Source organism: Sphingobacterium sp. UBA7855 (genome assembly GCA_002500745.1).
GTDB lineage: Bacteria > Bacteroidota > Bacteroidia > Sphingobacteriales > Sphingobacteriaceae > Sphingobacterium.
On the sequence record DLST01000015.1, the window covers coordinates 1 to 22,850 of the forward strand.

General features: G+C 40.5%; 15 protein-coding genes. 7 read left to right on the forward strand and 8 right to left on the reverse strand.

What is annotated here, in order from left to right; genetic code table 11:
• Positions 1–228, forward strand: a 228-nt coding sequence (locus tag B2107_RS12570; protein WP_293955990.1) for a hypothetical protein, incomplete at its 5' end; no start/stop codon positions are given.
• Between the two features lie 791 nt (positions 229–1,019).
• On the opposite strand, the gene lepB is transcribed toward B2107_RS12570, so the two are convergent.
• The 6 genes from lepB to B2107_RS12600 all read right to left on the reverse strand — a co-directional run bounded on the left by lepB (position 1,020) and on the right by B2107_RS12600 (position 9,676).
• A complete protein-coding gene (lepB, locus tag B2107_RS12575; protein ID WP_293955991.1) occupies positions 1,020–2,597 on the reverse strand; it encodes a signal peptidase I in 1,578 nt (525 codons plus the stop codon).
• A gap of 40 nt (positions 2,598–2,637) precedes the next feature.
• Entirely contained in the window at positions 2,638–3,372 is a 735-nt protein-coding gene (locus B2107_RS12580; protein ID WP_293955992.1) for a hypothetical protein, read from the reverse strand.
• 292 nt (positions 3,373–3,664) lie between these two features.
• Entirely contained in the window at positions 3,665–4,138 is a 474-nt protein-coding gene (locus tag B2107_RS12585; protein WP_293955994.1) for an LIC11966 family surface protein, read from the reverse strand.
• A 113-nt stretch (positions 4,139–4,251) separates the two neighbouring features.
• A complete protein-coding gene (locus B2107_RS12590; RefSeq protein ID WP_293955995.1) occupies positions 4,252–5,313 on the reverse strand; it encodes a hypothetical protein in 1,062 nt (353 codons plus the stop codon).
• A gap of 87 nt (positions 5,314–5,400) precedes the next feature.
• Complete coding sequence (locus tag B2107_RS12595) at positions 5,401–7,191, reverse strand: HSP90 family protein (protein WP_293955996.1); 1,791 nt, start codon at positions 7,189–7,191, stop codon at positions 5,401–5,403.
• Between the two features lie 7 nt (positions 7,192–7,198).
• Positions 7,199–9,676: a tetratricopeptide repeat protein gene (locus B2107_RS12600; RefSeq protein WP_293955997.1), complete on the reverse strand. Its 2,478-nt coding sequence runs from the start codon at positions 9,674–9,676 to the stop codon at positions 7,199–7,201.
• A 227-nt stretch (positions 9,677–9,903) separates the two neighbouring features.
• On the opposite strand from B2107_RS12600, the gene B2107_RS12605 reads away from it, so the two are divergent.
• From B2107_RS12605 to B2107_RS12615, 3 genes are all read left to right on the forward strand, one after another.
• Complete coding sequence (locus B2107_RS12605; RefSeq protein ID WP_293955998.1) at positions 9,904–12,072, forward strand: TonB-dependent receptor; 2,169 nt, start codon at positions 9,904–9,906, stop codon at positions 12,070–12,072.
• A gap of 215 nt (positions 12,073–12,287) precedes the next feature.
• Positions 12,288–12,764, forward strand: coding sequence for a DUF4625 domain-containing protein (locus B2107_RS12610; protein WP_293956000.1), 477 nt, complete (start codon positions 12,288–12,290; stop codon positions 12,762–12,764).
• A gap of 44 nt (positions 12,765–12,808) precedes the next feature.
• Positions 12,809–13,822 carry a DUF4625 domain-containing protein gene (locus B2107_RS12615; protein WP_293956002.1) on the forward strand — a complete coding sequence of 338 codons (1,014 nt, stop codon included), beginning with the start codon at positions 12,809–12,811 and terminating at the stop codon, positions 13,820–13,822.
• 52 nt (positions 13,823–13,874) lie between these two features.
• On the opposite strand, the gene B2107_RS12620 is transcribed toward B2107_RS12615, so the two are convergent.
• Complete coding sequence (locus B2107_RS12620) at positions 13,875–16,937, reverse strand: beta-L-arabinofuranosidase domain-containing protein (protein WP_293956004.1); 3,063 nt, start codon at positions 16,935–16,937, stop codon at positions 13,875–13,877.
• Positions 16,938–17,219: 282 nt separating this feature from the next.
• On the opposite strand from B2107_RS12620, the gene B2107_RS12625 reads away from it, so the two are divergent.
• A complete protein-coding gene (locus tag B2107_RS12625) occupies positions 17,220–18,116 on the forward strand; it encodes a helix-turn-helix domain-containing protein (RefSeq protein WP_293956005.1) in 897 nt (298 codons plus the stop codon).
• A gap of 115 nt (positions 18,117–18,231) precedes the next feature.
• Positions 18,232–19,581 (forward strand): amidohydrolase, encoded by a 1,350-nt coding sequence (locus B2107_RS12630; protein ID WP_293956006.1) that lies wholly within the window; start codon positions 18,232–18,234, stop codon positions 19,579–19,581.
• Between the two features lie 46 nt (positions 19,582–19,627).
• On the opposite strand, the gene B2107_RS12635 is transcribed toward B2107_RS12630, so the two are convergent.
• Entirely contained in the window at positions 19,628–20,662 is a 1,035-nt protein-coding gene (locus B2107_RS12635; protein WP_293956008.1) for an acyltransferase family protein, read from the reverse strand.
• A gap of 236 nt (positions 20,663–20,898) precedes the next feature.
• On the opposite strand from B2107_RS12635, the gene B2107_RS12640 reads away from it, so the two are divergent.
• Positions 20,899–22,833, forward strand: coding sequence for a tetratricopeptide repeat-containing sensor histidine kinase (locus B2107_RS12640; protein WP_293956009.1), 1,935 nt, complete (start codon positions 20,899–20,901; stop codon positions 22,831–22,833).
• The last annotated feature ends 17 nt before the right edge of the window (positions 22,834–22,850 follow it).

Here is a 22,850-nt window from a genome sequence, read left to right on the forward strand (position 1 = left end):
CCTCCCTTGCGGAGTGGTGCAAAGATAGGAAGTTTGGGGACAAATTTCCAAGCCTTTTGTTTTTATTTATTTCATTTTGGACATAACTCGCTGGAAGGATGGGAGATTATTTTTGGGAAGCAGTCTCCCGGAGCGGAATTTAAGGGGCAGATCGCAGATAAAAGGTGCTCCGGGTGGGAAAACGGGGCGGCCGGCACCGCCGGACTAAACGGCCTGCCGAATGCGTAGTATAGGACGGCCGATCGAAGGCATCGAAGACGCTATCATGTTATAGGTTAGTTTAGGGTTTAGTTAGGTTTTAGTTAGGGTTAGTTTAGGTTTAGTATAGGTTATGGCTAAACTAAACCTAACTTAAGGCTAAGCTATAGGTAAACAAAAACCAAACTAAGGGAAAAGAAGGTGATAACTGTATTATCTACGTATTAGCTCCACACCGAATCCGATTCAGGCATACAATCGGGATGCGCTCAAGATAGCTACCGTTACCTTCCAGGTAATATTACAGTCTATTATACAAATATTTACAATCGATGCAAGGGCTAATCCAGGTCGAAAACGAGCCGGGCTGCTTGAAACAAAAAAATTCCCTAAAAGTTACTCACTCTTTTGGGAAATTCAAGATCGCACATCTTTCTTATCCAATTTATCTTACCTCAGCAGGCTTTTTCATCAAGCGGAACATATCGATTGCGTAATCGAAACAAACGATTGCACAAAACATTCGTCAATGGCTAAAGGAAAATTGATGGTCGAAGCAATTCTCGTCCCGGTTATTGGCCTTTAGACTGCTGGCTTTAACCTTGACTCGAACAATGGAGCCTGCCTCTGCTCAGTCGACTATCAGTTGCCTATACAAAGAGATATCGGTGGGATTAAATAGGGGTAGGAAGCAGCTGAAGGGCATCAATACCTTCAGCAAAAGATTAGTTTTTCGTTGCTTTACAAACACCAGTAAAAAATAAAAGAGGAAATGATTGTAGTATTTCATTTCCCCTTTTGCTTTGAGTATTCCTTCTTTGTTAATGAATACCTTTAAAAATTCTATTCCAACGTATTTTTGAAAGCCCATTACCATCTGCATTCCAGCTCATCCAGGTAAATAGTGCTTTTCCGACAATATGGTCTTCAGGAACAAATCCCCAGTCTCTAGCATCGAGCGAATTGTGCCTATTATCTCCCATCATCCAATAATAATCCATTTTAAAGGTGTAGGAATCTGTTCGATTTCCATTGATATAAAGCCCATCCGTTTTCTTTTCAAGCCGATTATTTTCATACACTCGTATGGCTCGCTCATAGAGCGGCAACGTCTGAGCATTCAAGGAAATCGCCATTCCCTTTTTTGGAATTACAAACGGGCCAAAATTATCGTAATTCCACTTATACTGAGGGTCGTTCGGAAAGGTATTTGCTTCGACTTTTCCAGGTTTGCGTAAGTTCATTTGCATGGATTTGACATTCGACCAAGATTTTACCATAGCCGCTTGGTCATTTGTTAAAAAGATGAGATACACACCGGGCTGAATGGCAGAAACTTCTATTCCCATATCTTTCAAGCGCTGTTCGTCGAGACCTGTCTCATCAGTGATAACCGTATAATCCATTTGACTTTCTGGCGCTACAAAGCCTGGCTTGTCATTCACAAACAAGACACCTTCTTTCATACTGATTTTGTCTCCGGGCATTCCCACACATCGCTTAATTAAATGTTCTCTTTTGTCAACGGGACGAGTTTGAATCGTAAATTGTTGATATACTGCCTCACGCCCCATACTACGTACCAAATCGTAATAGGGTATATCTTGATTTTCCACAGCGACTGTATCGCCGGCAGGGGCATTAAATACGATCACATCATTCCTTTTTATTTCTTGAAATCCGGGCAATCGCCTATAAGGAATTTTAATAAGCTCAGAGAATGCTTTTCCTCCTGTAAGTGGCATGGTATGATGTGCAAAAGGGAAAGCTATGGGTGTATTTGGAATACGGGGTCCATAATTCAATTTGCTGACAAAGAGATAATCTCCAATCAGGAGCGACTGCTGCATAGAACCTGAAGGAATCATAAATGCCTCCAATAAAAAACCACGAATCAGCGTGGCAGCAACAGTGGCAAAAACAATGGCATCGGCCCATTCACGCACCATTGATTTTTTATAGGGATATTTCTTATTATAGTCTATATACGATTCATGCGCAATTTCCAACTCAGCTTCCTTTGTCGCCCCGCGACCTTCGGCATGCACTGTTTTCAGATTTTTGGTGTATAGCCCATTTAGAAATTGCACATTTTTATCCTTGCCCCAAAGAGGTAGAACGATAAAAGGGACCAGCACTGCGGCGCAGTTTTCCCAGAATCTTCTTTTACCAAAACAATGAATAAAATCGAGGTAGAGATTATAGAAGACAAAAATATTGACGATCGGAACCAGCAAAAGGATCAGCTGCCAGGTCTTCTTGCCCAGGATACGTGATTGGATCCACTGACTATAGACGGGCACAACTCCCTCCCAGCCTTTACGGCCTGCTTTTTCAAATAGCAACCAAAAGCCGTAAGCGGCAACTATAGTCAGTACAATAAAGATTGTAAGTATCATAAATTCGTTTAATTGCAGAATCAGTAATTAAAAAAAAATATCAATAAATAATAAGTTTCTTTCTCTCCTCGGAAGAGGTTTTTGAAAGTTGAAGCTCATTGTAGCGCATAACGTACTTTATAAAAAGATCATAATCATACTTCTTCTCATTTTCAAACTCAGCAAATAGCTCCGGTTCGTCATTGATCAAACGTCCCAAAGCAATTGCCCGCTTCTTTTTGCTGTTGCTAAAAAGTCCATTCGTATTGCTATTTATTTCAATCACCTCACCGGTTGACTTTTTTAATGCATAGGCATATTTAGACTTACTGACTCCAATGGATAACATTGTACCTCCACCGCCTGTACCAAACATCATTCCGCCGCCACCACCGAGATTCAAATTAGACACATAATAAACCATTATTTCTCCATCAACCAACACTTCAGCAAAAGTTGGCTCCTCTGTATAATATCGACCTATTTGAAATACTTGTGGAGAAGTTCCCTGAACAGGTTCCAAACCATTTTCGACATAAGAGGGTGCATAGACTTTTCTTTTTGATTCCCAGTAAGCACGAAATACCTGATCTGGGGTAAAAGTTAGTTTCTCTTTCTGTTGATTTTCAAATTTGAGTTTGTGATCCTTGATGGAGGAGATTTTTCCATAAAGGGTATCTGCTGTAATAAGCACTACGTAATCTAATTTCTTTGCGACTTCCTGTGCATGAGCTGTCATGAATATACTGGTGCAGGTAGACAAAATCACAGCAGTTAAAATTGATATGGCTTTCATTGAAATCTGTTTTTGTCAATAGTTTTTGATCGCATAAACTCTTTGGTTGTATTCACTTATACTTGTTACTCTCCGCTAAGCTTCACGTAAAACTACATAAAAATATGAAATTCAAGTTCAGCCTAAGGAGTTTTAACATTTGTTAGCATTTTGTTTTGTCAGGTGCTGTCCTACAATACTCCGCAAAGATTTTAGGATCCCGTGTTTATCAAGCAACAATAGCTGCACGGCAAAAAATGAAGCCACATCATTTCTCTGTGATGTGGCTTTTGTTTTTGTTAATTGAATGCTTTTAACTGGTATATTTACTTTCAAATTCTGCTGAAGCTTTATTGACTCCATTACCCATATTTTCAAATGCTTTATTGATATTATCAAGTAAGGTTGATTCTGTCGCTGCATCGGATGTTTTGTTCTTGCGAAGCTCAATCAATTTAGGATAATCTTCCGTTACGATCTTCTTGTAGCCGTTTAACCCATTGAGCACTGCTTTTTGGAATGTTGCATCACCTTTAAAATCACCAAGGTCTTCTACTTTCTTGATATCATCATTTAAAGACTTCTCCCATGCTGTGCGCACGTGTTCAGCTTTGGTGTAATCGGAGCTATTCATTGCTGCATTCATGTCCGTCACATGTTTTTCACTTCCGTTGATCACGGTAATGATCGAATTATTGTATGCTACAGGATCTTTTTCTCCTGACCCACAACTCGACATAGTCAGAACCGCCACGGTCAATACGCCAGTAATCATCTGTTTAATCATATTGATTTATTTTTAGTTTAAGTTTTAGTATTTGAGTCTCATTTACACAAAGATAACTTCAAACATAGCGCAATCCCATCACGGAAATCAGGGATTTCTGAAGATATTGAGACCTATAAGGCTTTTAGTTGATTGCGAAAGTTGTTATTGCCATTACGTTGATCAAACCGCTCCGCAAGTTGATGCGCTAATTTCCTATAGTGCCCGGCCAGTTCGCTAGCTGTGTAGCTAGTTTTACCTTGGAAAAGATTATGCTGCTGCCCTAGCTCAAGCATAAAATGTTCGTCAGCTCTAAAATTTTTCATGGCTTCACAAACGTAGCACGCTAACTGAAACATGGACCTATTTTCGGGTCCATCGGCCCAGGGTAAAAATCGTTCGATCCATTCCTTGGATTTCCCGAGGTCGGTATACGAGAAATATGTTGCTAGTTTAATAGCTGATATTAATATTGCGGAATCTTTCTCTTTCTTAAACACCTCCGTTTCTGCGAGTTTTGCCATTCTGTCTGCTTGTTCAGCATCTCCGTGCTTGTAACCTTCATATGCAAGGTTTACGGCAGTACGCAGAGGAACATGTGAACAGGTGAACTGTCCTTCAATGAGTGGCAAAGCTTTTTCTACTGCTGGGGCATAGCCATACTGCAATAATGTTGCTGATACTTCTGCATCCATTTCACATGCTTCACAGTCACTCATATCATCTCTTTGCAAAGCATTCACATTCGTCAATGCCACTTCAACAGCAGCCAGATCCTTTTGCGCCAGGGCATCACTGAGTTCCTCGTTGTATATGGCGCGCTTACCATAACCATTACGGATCAACCGTTGTTCAAAGTCGCCTAGAGCAGCTTCTATCTGTTCACGGCTGACCGCGGGATTGTCATATAGTTCGGCCATCATCCATTTATACTGCCATAAGAAATCCTCTTCGTTAAAGCGTTCCGGATTTTCATCATACGCCTGCAGTATCCAAGCAAAAGCAGGTAAAGATTCGGTCGAAAAAGCAAGATCGATCTCTTCGCTAATTAAATCTAAACGGAGCTCATATCCCCATTCAATATCTTGATTTTCATCGGCAATCCGAATAGCCTGCGTTAATAGGTTGACTTTCTCCAATGTATTATCTACTCGCGCAACTTGATTGCGAAGTTTCTGAATTTTAAGTGTATACATTTCTATTTTATTGTGTTCTTTTAATGAATTATAGTTCCGTTATAAACAACTTTTCTAATGGCCGGATGAGAAACGTAAAAAAACGGCTTAAAGATTCACGAAATTATCCAGTCCCATGACAATGAGGTTCTTCAGGGCCTCGTTCAAGACTTTCATTTCACGTTCCTGTACCGGATACTTGCCTAAAATCAACGCTTGCACATACAGGACTTCCATCACTGAACGGAGCATATACGCATCCTTTATATCCATTAGCGTAGTGATCAATGCATTATCGGCATTTAAACATAATGTATTCTGGATCTTATTTGGCCTGGATGTCTTGAGTACCTTCGCAAAGGGGTTTGCATTTTCCTTCAATTGGCTAATCGTATTTTCCACGTTATTTTGGTCCATTTTTGTAAAAATGGCCGGCGTATCAACTGGTTTAAACCGTCTAATTTCCAAAATGCAGTTGTAGTCGTCCAAAATGCGTTGTGCATCTTTCTGAAAAGAAAAATATTGATGATGCTCGTCTTCATGAATCGGCTGAAAGGTCTCTAGTAGCTGATTGGGCGACATTTCTGTAATAGTATACTCGGGATATTTTTGTTTGATCTTACGGAGTAGCTCGGTATCAAACGTATAAGAAGCGTTAATAAGCATTATCCCCTGCGTATCAGCCATTCGGTCAATCTGTTTAAAATCTTCAAAGTCGGCGCAATAATAGAGTTGTTGCTGATAATCAATTATATTTTGAAAGCTTCGTTGTCCACGGTTGGTTTCGAACGGAATATCCGCCAAAAAGATTGCTAAAAAATCGGGATCTTCAAGGGCGAATGCTTTCAAATGAAGATAATGCGTTTGGATAATACGTATATAAATATCGTAATCAATCTTCTTCACTTGCTGCAGGTACGTCTTCAAAACGGCAGCAATTTCCTTTCTCGCCTGCCGCAGCAAATCATTTTTCATCAGAGACTCCCGCGATGCGGTGGCACTAAGTTCCTCCGTATTAACAAGCATACGGACAAAGAATGCCCAGTTTGGTAAAATCGATTGATCTTCTTCGGCGAGAAACATGCGCTTCAAATAGATACGGTGACGTTGCTTGCTGCTAAATTGCGTACGAAAAGGTAAAACATACAATACACCCTTTGCCTTTCCTGCAGTCGTTTCAAATGGAATTGCGTCCAAAAAATTGACATGAAACAGCTCTTTCCCTATCGCTAACAAATCTGTTTTCGAAACCGTTGAAGCAAGCCATTTAGGTTCATCCTTATGGATGATCTTTTCAACACCTCCTACCACGATTGAAATGGATTCTCGCAGTGCATCTCCATAAAACTTAATTTTCTTCTCGAAATAGTCCGCTTCAAAAATATAATTGTATTGTTTTTTGGGGCTTAAAATTACCTTCGTTCCCACAGGAATATCATCATCACTCAGGCGCTCAATCTTATAGTCGCCTTCAGCTCTAGCCGTCCAGCGTAAGGGCTGCTGTTCAAGCGCCGATTTTGTTTCCACAATAATCTCATCACTGACGACAAAACAAGAGAGCAGTCCAATGCCAAACTTTCCAATAAAATCCTGTGCATCCTTGATGTCCTTACCTTTCGAACTCTCGCCAATAACCGACAAAAATTGGTGGATATCGGACTCCTTGAGACCTATTCCATTATCTTGGAACATAAATTTAGGTTGCTCAACGTTTGGTAATTCTATCTTGATTTTTCCTTGATGATGTTCATCCAAGTGTTTTAATGCTGTAATTGCATCCACCCCATTTTGAAGCAGTTCCCGAATAAATGTGTTGGGATCGCTATAAAGGTGCTCTGAGAGCAGCGCGATCATTCCTTTCAAGTTTACCTGAAAGGAATATGATTTTTCTTCCTGCATGTTTTTGTTACTTTCTCGTTTTCTTTGTCAATCGAATAGCTTCTTCATGTCCATTATCTGCCGCCCGTTCAAACCACTCCAAGGCAAGCGTTTCATTTTCTTCCACGCCATCTCCCATGAGGTAGCAGTTGGCCAGTTTATATTGTGCATCAGCATGGTCAGCATCGGCAGCCTTCATCAGCCATTCAATACCGTCATGAAGGTCTGTCGGTACACCTTCTCCGTCCAGCAGTTGCAACCCAACAAAATAACAGGCATAAATATTTCCTTGTTGTGCTACTTCAATAAATTGGCTATAAGCAGCTGTTTTATCGATCTCCGTACCTATTCCGAAATACAAACAGCGGCCCAGTCGATAGATCGCTTCCTGATTTCCTCGCTCTGCGGCCTGTTTATAATACTCAAATGCTTTTGCTGGCTGTGCTTCTATTCCGATACCAAACTCATAACACATACCCAATCCATCTGTCAAATATCCAAGCTTCTCAGCACGCGTATAGTAATCAAAGCCTGTATCATATTCTTCACGCTGATCGTAGTCGAAGAAAAAATAGTCACCTAGCAATAACAAAGCTTCACCTACATTTTTTTGTGCAGCCTCTTCCAGCAATTGAAGACCAAGGGGCACATCCTGTTTCACAAGGCCGGTCAAATAGTATCTTCCCATGACGTAGATTGCATACGGAAAACCTAAATCAGCCGCCTTTTTAATATATTCTTGTGCTTTAAAAGCATCTTTGCTCAGCCCATAACCATATTCATAACAAAGGGCAAGATCAGTCAACGCCTGCACATGGTTTCGCTCGGCAGCCTGTTGGTATAAATCGATCATCCGATCTAGATTTATTTCCGTACCTATGCCACCACGGTAACATCGAGCTAGTTCATATATACTATTTAAATCCTGCATGCTAGCACCTGTTTCAAAGGCGGCAAAAGCAGCTGCTGGCTGAGGAGCGCCTGTCTGGTGATAGTCATTTTCTAAATAAATTCCCTTCAGATAATAAGCATAAGGGTAACCCAGATCAGCTGCACGTGAAAAATAATCAAAAGCCAATTTGTAGTCTGGTTCGGCCTTCAATTCGGACGCTAATCCCATTTCCGTCAGTGCAGTAACATTATTAGAAGCGGCCGCTTCTTCGAAGTAAGGGATTGCAGCTGCCAAATCAGGTTCTTCGCCATGAATGCCATATTTCAGGTACCTGCCGACCTGATATAAAGCCTGCGGGAGTTTATCTTTTGCGGCATCCTGATAATAGGCAAAAGCTACCTTGTAATCAGGATCTATTCCATCATAGCCAGATTCTATCATATTGCCCATGCGCAACTTCGCATAGGCAATATTTTTTTGTGCCAGTGCACTAAATTTCTGAAAGGCGGATTTTTCATCTCTCGGCAGGAATCTTCCTTCTAGCAGTATTTCCGCAAGTTCAACCTGCGCTTCGACATAATCATCTCGCTGGTCGAGTAGCTGCAATAAAGACAGGCCCCTTTCAATATCCTGAAGTGTGTCATTATAGAGGTAAAGACAGGCAAGACGATAGCCTGCATAAATATTATTGTAGTCGTATGCTTTCTGCAAATACCATAGTGGCTGCTCGAAATCCTCCTTTACCTGATTATCGTTACTTAATCCCTGAAGTTTGATGAGCGCTATCTGCACTGCAGCGTCCATCATTCCATATTCAAATAATTCGTGATATTCTGGTATAAGACGTTCCAGTTCAACGGAAGAAGTTGCATCTGCGCGTTTTATATCATTCAGAACAAACCTGCAGTATCGGGAATCGGTCAAGGCGATACCCTCTTCCAGGATCTCCAGGCGTTTGGCTTTATTGTCTTTACGAGCGTAGTAAAATTGCAGAACTTCATAATAATGGCGTAATAGTTTTTTCTCCTGAGCGTGTCTAAGCACCTGAATTCGATCAAAGACTTCTTCAAATTTATCGGTCCATACATCGATATGGGCAATATACGCGGTTGCATAAAGATCGCCTCCCAAAGCAAGCGTTTCAAGTTCAGCTTTGGCGGTTTCCCGGTCAATATCAGCCAACACACCTAAATAATTATAATATAAATAAAGAGGTCTCGCCCATTTAACCCCAGCCTCCATACCTCTATTTAAATACAACGAGGCTTTTTCCTTTTCTACAGCATGCCGGCGACATAAAACATGTTGTAGCCCCAACTCGACCCATGCTTGCGGATTTATAGTGGCATAGCGTTCCAATATTGCTCTGATTTTATCGATAAAAAAAGTATAATCCTCATCGTTCAAATAGACATTTGCAGCAAAATCAGTTCCTTTTTCAAACAATGCATCGTAAAGTGCAGCCACACTGGACTGCTCCAAGTTGTGCTCAAAATAAATCAGGACATCAAGCCATATATCGGGCGTAATTCGTTTCGAAAGGTCAACTGTCAATTGATGTTCAGCCGATTGCAATGCAGCAACTTTAATAGAATACTCTTCACTTAACTTCATATATCATCGTATGTACTACTTGTAAAACATGCTTTTTATACTCTTTAGGCGCCAAAAAGCAACAAAAACTTTGCCACTGTATCATACAGTCAATTCTGTTTATTATAATGCAACTATATTGCTTTTAAAATTTTTTTCCTATATTTGTTGCAACTTAATTGCAATACATATTAATTGTAATACATATTGATTGCACAGATTACTCTTTACGAATCGAATCCACATAGATGAATAGGTATATCATTTTTTCACTTATCGCAGCACAACAGCTATTTTTCCCATGTTATGGACAGGAGAAGAGTATCGAGCTTGAAGAAGTAAAAGTTGGAGGGCGACGTTATCACCGGGCAGCAGAAGGAGCATTATCGATCCAGCTATTGACTGCCGACTCTATACAAAAATACCAGGCGGGAAGTTTAATGCAGACATTAAGCAGACTTCCCGGCATCAGTGCCATAGGCATAGGTGCCAATCAGTCTAAACCGCAGATTAGAGGGCTCGGATTTAATCGTGTGGCCACGGTAGAAAATGGCATTAAACATGAAGGCCAACAATGGGGACTGGATCATGGATTGGAAATCGATCAATTCAGTGTAGGGAGTGCCGAGGTACTAAAGGGGGCCAGCTCATTTTTGTATGGCTCAGATGCCATTGGTGGTGTCATTCGGCTATCACCGCCAGCGGAACTACAGGAGACAGGTTTTAACGTGCAGTTTAACCTATTGACAAAGTCAAACAACGCGACTTTTGGCGGATCGCTACAAACACAGGGCCGAAAAGGGAATTGGGTATTTGGAGGCGGATTCACGCATCTGGAATATGGCGATTACCGTGTCCCCACAGATACAGTCTATGTTTACAATTATGCGGTACGCCTGAAAGATCGGCATGTTCGTAACACTGCGGGACGAGAGACACATTTTCAACTACGCGGCGGATATCTATCAGATCGTTTTTCTTCGATTTTCTACCTGAGTAATTATCATACAAAGTTTGGCTTCTTTGCCAATGCGCACGGCTTGGAACCAAGGGGCGTAGATACAGTACTTTATGACAAATCCAGTCGTGACATTGGTTTCCCAAGCCAGACGGTCAATCACCTGAAACTTATTAACCGCAACTTTATCGATCTGGATAAGCATAAGCTTTGGATAGACCTGGGCTATCAGAAAAATTACCGGCAAGAATATAACAATTACACCGCGCATGGTTATATGCCACCTGTTTATCCAAAAGATATGACTATTCCCATCAATTTGGAAAGGTTATATGAGAAACAGGTCTATAGTATCACTGTCAAAGACCAATTTGATTTGGCCACACATCGACTTACCATTGGCGCAAATGGAGAGTATCAGGATAACCGTATTGATGGTTGGAGCTTCCTTATCCCCAGTTTTCGCCAAAAGGCAATGGGCCTATTCGTCTATGATCAATACAAACTCGCGGACGAAACCATGCTATATGGGGCATTGCGTTACGATTACAGCCATATTCAGACATCACCTTATCGGGATTGGTTCGAATCACAGCTGGAAGATAATCAGTCGGGCAGAATAGTTCGGGCTTCGGCGCTCAGTCGTCGTTTCAATAGCCTGGTTTGGTCTATAGGAGCGGCACATCAATTCGGAGATCTAGAAACAAAAATTAATGTAGGAAAAAGTTTCAGGGCCCCCATTGCACAGGAACTTGGCGCCAATGGTGTAAACTATCACTACTTCAGTTATGAAAGAGGCAATCAATCATTGTCTCCCGAACAGTCCTATCAACTGGATTTATCGTTGACCTGGAGTCCCAGAAAAGTCTTTGTCGCCTTTACGCCATTCTTTAATTACTTTTCCAATTATATCTATCTCAATCCCACGTCAAGCTACGATCAATATTATGGTGCCGGCAATCAAATCTTTGAATATATGGAAAGCCGTGTTCGCCGTTATGGAGCAGAATTGAAACTTAGCTACCAGCCTTTGAAACGATGGAAAGTAGAATTATTGGGTGAATATGTTCGATCGGAACAACTATCGGGTGCAAAGAAAGGATATACACTTCCTTTCTCTCCGGCACCTTCAGCGTTGATGGACATCAGCTGGACAGCAAAAAATAGCAAACATTTTAAAGAGACCTACCTTTCCGTCGATTGCAAATGGACAGCAGCGCAGTATCACGTTGTTCCACCAGAAGAGTCCACAGCAGCTTATCAGGTCTTCAACTTCCGGGCAGGAACACAACTTCGGTTTTCGGGATCTGTCCTTCAATTACGCTTACAGGTTCAAAATCTCTTTGACAAGAAATATATGGATCATACCAGCTTTTATCGGCTGATCTCTTTGCCTGAACAGGGAAGGAATTTTATCCTATCCATTGGAGTTCCCTTTGGAAAACAGTCCCGATCATAACATGAGCCACCGTGAATAAAGAATAAAAATAACATTAACGAAAGATAGCATCTTTAAATAAACCTTTGATCGCAATGAATTACGTAAATCGAAGCGTACAGGGAACTCTTACACAATTTTTAACGAAGACACATGAATAACCGAGCGCCACACAGACATGCATACCAATAAAAGATATACGAATGAATAAAAATTTAAAATTGAAACTATCTCCTATGAAAACAGTCCAAAAATATACACTTATCGCGGTGTTACTTACGATGGCCGTTGCCTGTAAAAAAGATAAGGAAAGCATTGATACCGAAAAACCGACCATCGCCATCGATTCGGAAACGGCTTTCCCAAAACAATGCAGCACAATTAAACGGGGCACAAGTTTTACTTTCCGCAGTAAGCTATCTGATAACGTCGCGCTCGGGAGCTATAGCATTGACGTACACCATAATTTTGACCATCATTCGCATAGCACTGAAATCGGCGAATGTACGGTTGAGGCGATCAAAACGCCCATCAAGCCCTTCACTTTGGTCAAGACAGTTAATATTCTGGGGCAGCCACAGCAATATGATGCCGAATTAAAAATCGATGTGCCAGCAGATATCGATCCGGGTAATTATCATTTTATGATTCAGGTGACTGACTTGGCGGGATGGAGCAGCCAGAAGGGAATCAGCATCCGTATACTCGAGTAATACCATACATATTTATCAACTCAATTTAATTAAATCCATTTTACATGAAAACTAGAAACATTCGCTTCTTCTTCCTGTTAAGTACAATTCTTTTAGGCTTCCTATCGTCCTGTAAGAAAGACAACGATGAAATCCCAGCACTTGCAAAACCCCAGATAGGCACACTTGAAATCGGCAGTGGCAATAACAAAACTGTCCAAGCGGGATCAGATCTTCATCTTGAAGGTGATATTGTTGCCGAAGCACTGATTGCTAAAATCGAAATTGAGGTTCATCAAGAAGGTGGCGGTCAGTATAAGTTTACAAAAGCCTATACGGATGGAAAATACATTGGTGTAAAAAATGCGACATTTCATGAACACATCGATGTTCCGGCGGATGCACCCGCAGGAGCCTATCATTTTCACTTTACAGTAACCGACAAAGCCGGAAATGCGACTACAGCAGAATCAGCATTAACGATTACGGCCGCCGATGTAAAACCGAACTTTAAACTTATCTTCACAGAAGTAGCTGGAACACCCCATGGAGACCATTTCCATGATCTTGCCGACAAAGAAAAGGTAGAACCAATTGCTATCAGCTTTGATGACAAGGGAACAGCATTGGCAGGAGGACATGCTCACCTTCATCCAACAGGTATCTATAAAATTGAATTAAAACAATTTGATGCTTCTTCAAAAGAAATCCAGGGGCAATACATTATCAATAAAGCAACAGCAGACTACTATAAGGCGTTCCTTATAGGTGGTTCTTTTATTTTAAATCCGAATAGCAGTACAGGAAGCGGAGCAATCTTTCAAACGAAAGAAACTGCCTACGGCGATGGCTCTACAGTCAATGGAGCAACGGAGACAACAGGAATTATCACGTACTTTACAGCAGGAAAAGATAATGAAGGCGAAAAAAATGTAGTCTTTTTACTTCGCAAATTTAACGATGCCAGCACAAAGGCAAAAGTTACCCGTACTGACTGGAACTTGTCAAATTATGAAACCAAGTTTGCAGGTCAAGACCTCGTTAAGCTGTCTTTCGAACTGCATGCAGAGGAAGATTAGTGTCAAGAAAAATACACCTTGTCAGCTTAAGAAAATGGCAAGGTGTACTTTTTTACTGTTCCTTTAGACTCACATCCAAGTAAACCGAATGACGCCCATAGGTATCGTAAAACGGTTTATAAAGCACATCGTCTATATAAAATTCCAATGTTTCTGGGTTTCCTTTTATAGATTTACCAATATCCTTTACGTCGAAAGTTACTTTACGCCAATCTTTTCTTGCAGTACGTTCCTGAGCGGCTAAGAGAACGGGGCCATAAAATAGGCTTGCGATGTTCGGCTGGTCCATAACCGGATCGAGATGGAAATCGAAGGGCATTTTTAAGTTGACCACATCACCATCTTTCCAGTTGCGCTGTATGCTAAGATAGGTTCCAGGATCGGCGGCAATTTTTTGGTCAACCCCATTCACAGTAACGAAAAATCCCTTCGTCGCCCAACTTGGTACCCGAACACGAAGATCGAATTTGCCATTACCCCGTATGGTCAACGATGTATGATCTGCTTTTGGAAAATTTGTCTGTTGTTCTATCTTAATCCCCCGCTCCTTCCATTGCAAGGTAGAAGGGATATACAAATTAACATACAATGATTGATCATCTTTACTTTTAAAATAAATCGTATTCTGCAATTTGGTACTGCTCTCTATAGCCGTCCCATTACAACAGGTGAACCCCTGCATATCTGCATTTCCAAATTGTTTGATTGAGCCAGGACGCAAAGGAACATGATAGGTATTTGCGGGACTATTCTCCGCAACCGAAGCTAAAATGTGATTATATAATCCACGTTCATAGTAATCCATCAGCTCTGCACGCTGATCGAACATAAACAAATCACTCGTCAATTTCAGCATATTATAGGTTGCACAGGTTTCATTTTGTCCCCCCGCAGAAAACCCATTCTCATATAATGTTGCCGGCTGACTGATAAAACACTCGGCATTGGCCGGATTCCTAGCCCCCGCCACACCACCAATGCTATACATATAATCGCTGGCGACTTTATACCAAAAATTGTCGGCTACCTTATAGTATTGCGGATCATTTGTTACACGGTATAGCTCCATACTCCCCACAATTTGTGGGATATGCTGATTGGCGTGCAATCCTCTAAAAGTATCCACATTTTTTGCCAGACCATGTGTATGTGCTGCATTACCGTAAAACATATCGATGTTATCAAATAGACGGGCGGTTTTTAAATAATTCTGTTCACCCGTAATACGATACAACCTTGCCATCACTTCGTTCATCCCGCCAAACTCACCTGCAATATAGGTATTCCACATGTTGATTAATGTTTCGGTTGGTATATTGTTTAAACGGGTATACACCCAATTACCCATGCCTTGTGCAATTTCTAATGCTTTTTTATTTCCGCTTACTTCATATACATCCATCAGACCGGCCAAGATCTTATGCAGGGTGTAATAAGGTGCCCAAACTTGGTTCTTCTGACCGCCATATTTTGCTCCATGTTCAAGCATTATAAACTGGTCGGGAGGATAGGCACTGATAAATCCCAGCCCCCAATTCCAGTAATCTGTACGAATTCCTTCATCACTCAAATCAGAATCATATGCTGATTTACCAGGACCAACAGGCACTGCCGCCGGATCAGCGACATATGCCTGCCCCGATTGCTTCGGCACCCCAGACAATTTTGACAAAGCGTAAAGTTCATTGATCATCGTATCCATTTTACCTGAAAATTTTGATTGAAGGGCTTTGTCATACCCTGTACTGGCATAAGCTTGCGCAATTGCTGTTAGGTAATGTCCCGTTGCATGACCCCGTAATTTGATGTCCTGGCTATCCCATACATCCAGAGGTTTTGCACCCTTTGGTTGCTTTTGTCCAAAAGCATGACGAAACATATAAAGGAAAGAATTGGGATCTGATTTAGCCAATGTATCCATAAACTTATCACGGTTTTCAATAAACTTTGTGTGATGATGCCCTTCGTCTACATTGAGAGTCACCTGATCCAAATGGAAAGGTTCCAATTTTAGGTGGGGGATGTTAGACTTTATCTTTCCCTTGACACTAACAATTGCTTTTGGTTTAAGATCCGTTCCTGGAATGCGTCCAGTTATCGTGTAGGCTGTCTGCTGCAAAACTGTGCTATTATCAGTTGGAGAAGGCCATAGCACCCGTACTTTCGGCCCTACCATACCATCTTTATAAGTACCAACGACATAATTAGGCAATCGCGGCAATTCCCCAACCTCCGTTTCCACGCTGACATCTGCGACTCCAGTTAAATAGGCATTATACAGCTCTGCTTTATTCATCGGAAATCTAGGTAAATCATCCTCGGGCTTGCCTTTGGTGCTAGTATCTTCGTGTACACCTTTCAATGCATTGCCATATATCGTGGCAATCTGAGTTCGACTAAGGGGCACCCGATAGATCCTGAAATCGTGTAGCAAAGCATTTAAGCTCGAATTGCTGCCAAATAGGGGCTTTCCAATCTGTACTTTCCTTTTGCTTCCCGGCTGTCCAAAAACTGTACTCAGTTCCTGCGGAATATTTTTGACCTCTCCAACGGGCCTTCCGTCCAAATACGTTTGTAAAGAGCCTGTAGTAATATCGACCACAATGGCCAGATGCACCCATCTGTTCAACGGAACCGCAGGAGAGGCTACACTTTTTACTTCAGTCTTCTTTTGAGAGATAATACCTAAATATCCAGCTTTTAGCGCTGTTCCTGTTGGTGTTACCGCAAAATGCCTCGCAAGATCTTGTCCGAAGTCAAAAAGATATTGTTCAGGCTGCGCTGCCCTCAAGTACAACCAGCCTGTTATACTAATAGACTCCAAATCCGAGAGTACGTTCGACGGTAATACGACAAAATCATCCTTTCCTCCGGCTAGAGACAATACCTTGTTAAATTGCTTATCAGCGACAAATAGTGCCTTCTCGCCTTGAAATTTACCATGCAGACCATTCCTTGACCAATCTTTTAGATCCCCATCAAAGACATAACGGGCCACCATTCCTGTCTCACCAATTCCATCCAATATCTGATCTCCACCTTGCGCTACCGCGACATCTATCGTTTTGATAAAAATCGTAAGAAGTATTGCCACATGTAATTTATATCTTTTCATAATATTATCTATTTCGTGTATTCATAATCATCGGTTTAAGTATTGCCCGCCTCAATTGAGTGTGCTTAGCTACACGACGGACACTCTTGATTGATGTCACCCTGACATTTATAAAATTAATCAGAAAAGCTCATTATATATAGGTTTATTTTAGCCGATATTCTCCCGATTTTAACTAACAATCCTGCTAATAACGATATCCCCAATTGGAAGAAAGCCCTATAATACCACGTATGCCCAAATACTCGAAGGTATTTTGTATTTTAGATTTGATAAGATTCTATGGAAAAGCGAAATTTAAAAATTTGGGTGCCAGTTATTGGTCTGGATGGTTTCCGAAAAGAACAGACAGCGGGACGAGAAGAGCTCCTATTTAACGAACTCCATGGCGAACGGCTTATCGAAACACCGCATAAGCATGATTTTTTCATCATTAATCTTTTTCATAAAGCTTCTGGCGTACATACCATCGATTCTATCGACTATAGGATAAAAGATCATCAGGTACATATTCTCTTTCCAGGCCAAATGCACAAATGGCATATCTATGCCGATACTGTAGCTTACCAACTCATGATTGAGCGCCCTCTCTTTGAACATTTTGCACCTTTTTTTCGCTTTTCTTTTACCAATTATCAAAACCATCCTGTCATTGATCTCACTGCAGATTCCTTTGCACAATTACTTTATGAATTTGAATCCGTCAAACAAGAATTGAAAAGAGAAAACTCACTTATTCCTTTAATTAGTGCCCGAGCGGGCGTCATTGCTGCGATTGTAAGTCGAGAGGCAGAGTCTGCGTTCACCGAATTCAAGGTTTATCAATCTGTTCCGCGACTTGCTAAGTTTAACATGCTGATTGACGAATTCTTCAGGGAACAGAAAATGGTAGCATTTTATGCCGAAAAACTTAATATTTCAGCTAATTATCTGAATATCCTATGTAAAAAGCATTTGAAAATATCAGCTACACAACTTATCCACCAACGAATAAACATTGAAGCGAAAAGGCTTTTACAAAGCTCCGAACGGTCCATCAAAGAAATTGCCTTTGAGTTGGGATTCGCAGATCAGGCTTATTTTTCGAATTTCTTTAAACTGCAGATAGGTACCAGTCCCAGTGACTTTAGAGACAATCTTCAAGCGGGGGAGACATCAAGTTTGTTAAGAGGAAAATGAAAAATAGATAAATTACACAAGAAAAGGCAGGTATCTCCCAGCAAAAATAGCACAGAGTCCTATAAATTTGTAACCTACAGATACCAAATACTTTTTTTTAGACAACTATGCGCTTATGAAATCAATGGCCTTTACCCGCAAGGAATTTATTAGAAACTCTACGTTCGCACTTGCAGGTTCGACACTTATACCAGCAATTTTAATTGCACAAAACCGCCATAAAATGGTGAACCAAAATCTATTGAGCAACTCCACGATTGAAAAAAACTATACATTAAAAAATGTGTTGCTAGAAACGGGCTTTGAGTACGATACTGATGGCCATGTGATTTCAACAACGACAGGCCTATTTTCTATTCAGATTGCAGACGGCAAGATCAAGGCTATAAGCTCCAATAGTAATGCTTCCGATGCTATCGATGCAAAAGGCCTTTTGATGCTACCCTCTTTCCGCGATATGCACATCCATTTGGACAAAACCTATTATGGTGACAAGTGGCAGGCAGTAAGACAAAGGGCCGGGGGTGTAAAAGGTATGATTTCCCTCGAACAGAAAATTCTACCTGAACTATTAAAAAAAGCAACCTATAAAGCAGAAAAACTGATCGAACTATTACAACGTAACGGTACTACTTTCGCACGCAGTCATGTTAATATTGAACCGACATCCAAACTAGACGCTTTAAGTAAGCTACAATTGGCACTGGAAAACAAGAAAGATGGATTCGGGGCTGAACTGGTTGCTTTTCCGCAGCACGGTGTATACTATACTGACTCGGTGCCATACCTTAAGGAAGCCGCCAAAACCAATATTGATTTTATCGGTGGAATAGACCCATTTTCCATTGATGGAGCTATTGAAAAAACAATGGATTTTACGGTTCAACTGGCATTAGATCATAACAAGGGCATTGATATTCATTTGCACGAATCGGGTGAATCAGGCTTAAAAACTGTAGAATACTTAATTAACAAAGTGAACGAGAACCCAGTTCTCAAAGGTAAGACCTACCTCAGCCATTGTTTTGTATTGAGTCGGTTAGAAAAATCCAAACAACAAGAAATCGCAGCAAAACTCGGCGACGCACAAATTGGCATCATTTCTACAATTCCATTCGGCGGATTAATTATGCCAATCCCAACGTTACTGGAAAACAACGTTGAGGTGATGACGGGAAATGACAGTATTGTAGACCATTGGAATACATTTGGTACGGGCAGTGTGTTACAAAAGGCCAATCTTGCAGCCCAGGTGTATGGCCAAACAACTGAATTTGGCTTATCTCGCATGCTCAAGCTGGCCACTGCTGGCCCCACTCCTTTGGACGATAAAGGCAATATGCAATGGCCCAAAGTCGGAGATAGTGCAGATATTGCCTTGCTCGAAGCCAGCTGTTCCGCAGAAGCAGTTTCAAGGATATCGCCAGTGAAATTGCTGATCTATAAAGGAAATATTGTCTTCTAGTCAGCGGACAATATTTCCTTTATAGCTTCTACGCTCGGCTGCTTATTTAATTCTTAAAACGTTTAACGATCCACGGTTCAATACGGTTACTTAAGAAATAAGCAAGTGCTAACATCAGGATTACAACAGCTGAAAGGAGCACGTATTTATTGAAATACGGATAGAGGTGATTAAAAATGATAAAACCTATGTGCTGATGGATTAAATACAAGGGATAGGTCAATATGCCAATTTTAACAAACTTGGACGAATTAATAAACTGAAGTTTTTTAGAGGAAACCAGTAACATAAGTAAGTAAAACACAACAATGGCGATCCCAATGATATCAGCAGAAAAATCACTATGAAAAGTACGCTCCAGCCAGTGAATCCGACCAATAGCGCCGTCGATCGAAATGTACAAGCACCAAAGTAAGGTGATCACATGCTTGACTTTTACGCCATGCAAAAACATTTGGCAGCATATAATTCCCGCAATAAAGTAGGCACTCCAATCGAGTATAAAAAACTCGTGGAGTCCATCATATATTTCGGACGGCCCGAAAAAAAAGCGTAGACTTGACAATAGCAGCCAAAAATAAACCAGGTAATCTAATCCTACTCTTTTAAATTGATTTAGAATCAGGAATAAGACTATAATTACGTAAAATTTCAACTCGACATAGAGTGACCAATAGGCACCATCTACATCACCTTGTCCCCATAATTTCTGCGTCATCGTCAGATTGGCCAGTAGCTGACTAAAAGTTACATGATAACGCGGTGCGCCAAAAAAATAGGTAATCACAAAGGTCAGCAGCAAGCAAATCCAATACATCGGATACAAGCGCTTAAATCGAGAATAGCAGAATTTACGTAACGATAGATGCTTGATAGAGAAAGCGATTACAAAACCGCTGATGATAAAAAATAGGTCGACGCCCAGATAGCCATATTTGAAATAGTCGCCAACACCATCAAAACGTAAAAGAGACATATTTCCAGCAGCAGCCCCACGATACATATAATGATAAAACACTACTGCTGATGCTGCAATAAATCGAAACAGATCGATTTGATAAATTCTTTTGGACTCCAACATTTGGCTGCAAATATACGCGGTTTCTGGCAGATTGTCAGACCTCATTAAGGCGGCCTATATTTAAGATATTAGCCGAAATTTTCTAAAAAAACTGTATAAACTGTATCTTATAACACAGAAGCTCATATTTCATACTTTTCTAAATATACATCACAACATTATTATCCATCGAAAACCAAATTTTCCTACGATGTCTACATTATCAGAATCTTAATTATATTTGAAAAAAAATCTAAATGAACCGGATTTACTTACTTTTCTTTACCACTTTCTTTTTGACATCTTCGCACTATGTATTTTCGCAAAGTGCAGGCTTAGATAAAGTAAACAAACAGCTCGAAACAGTTAGTGGTGATTCTGCTCGCATATTAGTCTATTACAAAGTCGCATCAGAAATTTATAAGAGTACTCCTCAAGACGCGCAGGAGATTGTATCTAAGGGACTAGATCTGGCGGAAACAAAGAAATTTGACGCATTGGCAATTGACTTGCTCAACCTCCAAGGGGTTATTTACCTGAAATTAAACAACTTTGACGAAAGTATTAAAACCCACTTTAAGGTTCTCAAAAGACGAGAAGAGCGAAATGATAAAAAGGGGATGATGCTTTCTTTCTTGAATATTGGCAATGTATTTAATAAGAGTTATGATCCAGAACAAGCCTTAAAATATTACCAACGCGCATTAGATCTGTCCAAAGAAATTCATGATACTCGAAACCGTGCAAACATATCGACCAATATAGGCAACATTTATGCGCAGAAAGCGCTAAATGGTGAGCAAAAGAAAGATGTATCCAATGCGATCGATTATTTAGTTAAAACAGTCGAATTCTGTAAAGCAAACGCACCTGATGTTGACCTGTTCAATACCTACATTTTATTGAGCTATCTTTACCTAAAAGCAGACAAACTCGAATGGAGTACATACTATACCGATCTTGCCATCGACATTATTTCAAAGAAAAAAGATCCCGTAGGTGAAAGTTATGCCAGGATCAATCGTGCAAATATTTACGTCAAAGAAAAACGCTTTGATTTGGCTACAAAAGAAGTTGCTCTCATTAAAAACATCATTGCTAAAAGTGGGCTTAGCAATTTAACTGAAGAACTTCAAGGTGATTTTGATAAAATAGCGAAAGCTGTTAAAGAGCAAGATGAACATTTAATTCTCAGCGATCAAGATAGTTCGGATCGAAAGTTCCATGAAGATGCTGAAGTCTTACGCGTCAGAATTAGGGAAGAACTTCGGGAGAAATATGACAGCGAAAAGAAAGAACTTGAAAATAAAAATCTATTATTAAAAAACGTTTCCATCGAACGTGAAGCACATTGGATAAAATTGATGTGGCTAGCCACCTTTTTTGTTCTTTTGATCATTTTGTTGATGGTCCTGCTATTGGTCAAAAAGAATCGGCTATTACGGAAAGAGAAACAAAAGGTCGATCATCAAGCTGCTGAGATCAAACATCAACATGAAGAACTGGTGCAGGCAGACCGATTTCGATCCACTATATTTTCCGTCGTATCCCATGATCTTCGAAGTCCTTTATCAACTTTTCAAGCGCTACTTTCTGTATCAAAAATTGTCGATCTTCCAGCTCACGAAATCAAAAACATGTTAATTACTATTGGTAATCAAGTCACTACAGCATCTAAAATGCTCGACAGTTTACTCGTTTGGTCTTCACAACAAATGGCGAACGAAAAGCTTGACATGCAGGAAATTGTACCGTTACAAATTGTAAAAGAATGTGAGGAATTATTCATTGATCGGATTAATCTAAAAAATTTATTTATAGATGTTCGTATTTCTCCGCAATTGACCATTCGTAGTGATCTTAAACGATTTGAATTTATCATTCGGAATATCTTTAACAACGCTATCAAATTTAGCTTTAGTGGCAAATCCATTATTATTAATCAGCGTGAAACTGATAGTGAAATTCTTATATCAATTACAGATCAGGGCGTAGGAATGGACGAGCGAAAAATTACCGCACTTAAAAGTATGCAGAAACAACAAACTAGTTTAGAAGGCACATTTGAAGAAAAGGGTGCTGGTATCGGTTTAATGCTTTGCCATGAGTTTGCAAACCGAATGGGCTACTCGATTACAGTGGAGAGCAGCGAAGGTTTTGGAAGTACATTTACCCTTCATATCCCTAGATAACATTCTGCNNGCAGAAT

Excerpts from the sequence above, each read along its gene's own strand:
- lepB (WP_293955991.1), bottom strand. The coding sequence starts at position 2,597 with ATGATACTTACAATCTTTATTGTACTGACTATAGTTGCCGCTTACGGC.
- B2107_RS12580 (WP_293955992.1), bottom strand. The coding sequence starts at position 3,372 with ATGAAAGCCATATCAATTTTAACTGCTGTGATTTTGTCTACCTGCACC.
- B2107_RS12585 (WP_293955994.1), bottom strand. The coding sequence starts at position 4,138 with ATGATTAAACAGATGATTACTGGCGTATTGACCGTGGCGGTTCTGACT.
- B2107_RS12590 (WP_293955995.1), bottom strand. The coding sequence starts at position 5,313 with ATGTATACACTTAAAATTCAGAAACTTCGCAATCAAGTTGCGCGAGTA.
- B2107_RS12595 (WP_293955996.1), bottom strand. The coding sequence starts at position 7,191 with ATGCAGGAAGAAAAATCATATTCCTTTCAGGTAAACTTGAAAGGAATG.
- B2107_RS12600 (WP_293955997.1), bottom strand. The coding sequence starts at position 9,676 with ATGAAGTTAAGTGAAGAGTATTCTATTAAAGTTGCTGCATTGCAATCG.
- B2107_RS12605 (WP_293955998.1), top strand. The coding sequence starts at position 9,904 with ATGAATAGGTATATCATTTTTTCACTTATCGCAGCACAACAGCTATTT.
- B2107_RS12610 (WP_293956000.1), top strand. The coding sequence starts at position 12,288 with ATGAAAACAGTCCAAAAATATACACTTATCGCGGTGTTACTTACGATG.
- B2107_RS12615 (WP_293956002.1), top strand. The coding sequence starts at position 12,809 with ATGAAAACTAGAAACATTCGCTTCTTCTTCCTGTTAAGTACAATTCTT.
- B2107_RS12620 (WP_293956004.1), bottom strand. The coding sequence starts at position 16,937 with ATGAAAAGATATAAATTACATGTGGCAATACTTCTTACGATTTTTATC.
- B2107_RS12625 (WP_293956005.1), top strand. The coding sequence starts at position 17,220 with ATGGAAAAGCGAAATTTAAAAATTTGGGTGCCAGTTATTGGTCTGGAT.
- B2107_RS12630 (WP_293956006.1), top strand. The coding sequence starts at position 18,232 with ATGAAATCAATGGCCTTTACCCGCAAGGAATTTATTAGAAACTCTACG.
- B2107_RS12635 (WP_293956008.1), bottom strand. The coding sequence starts at position 20,662 with ATGTTGGAGTCCAAAAGAATTTATCAAATCGATCTGTTTCGATTTATT.
- B2107_RS12640 (WP_293956009.1), top strand. The coding sequence starts at position 20,899 with ATGAACCGGATTTACTTACTTTTCTTTACCACTTTCTTTTTGACATCT.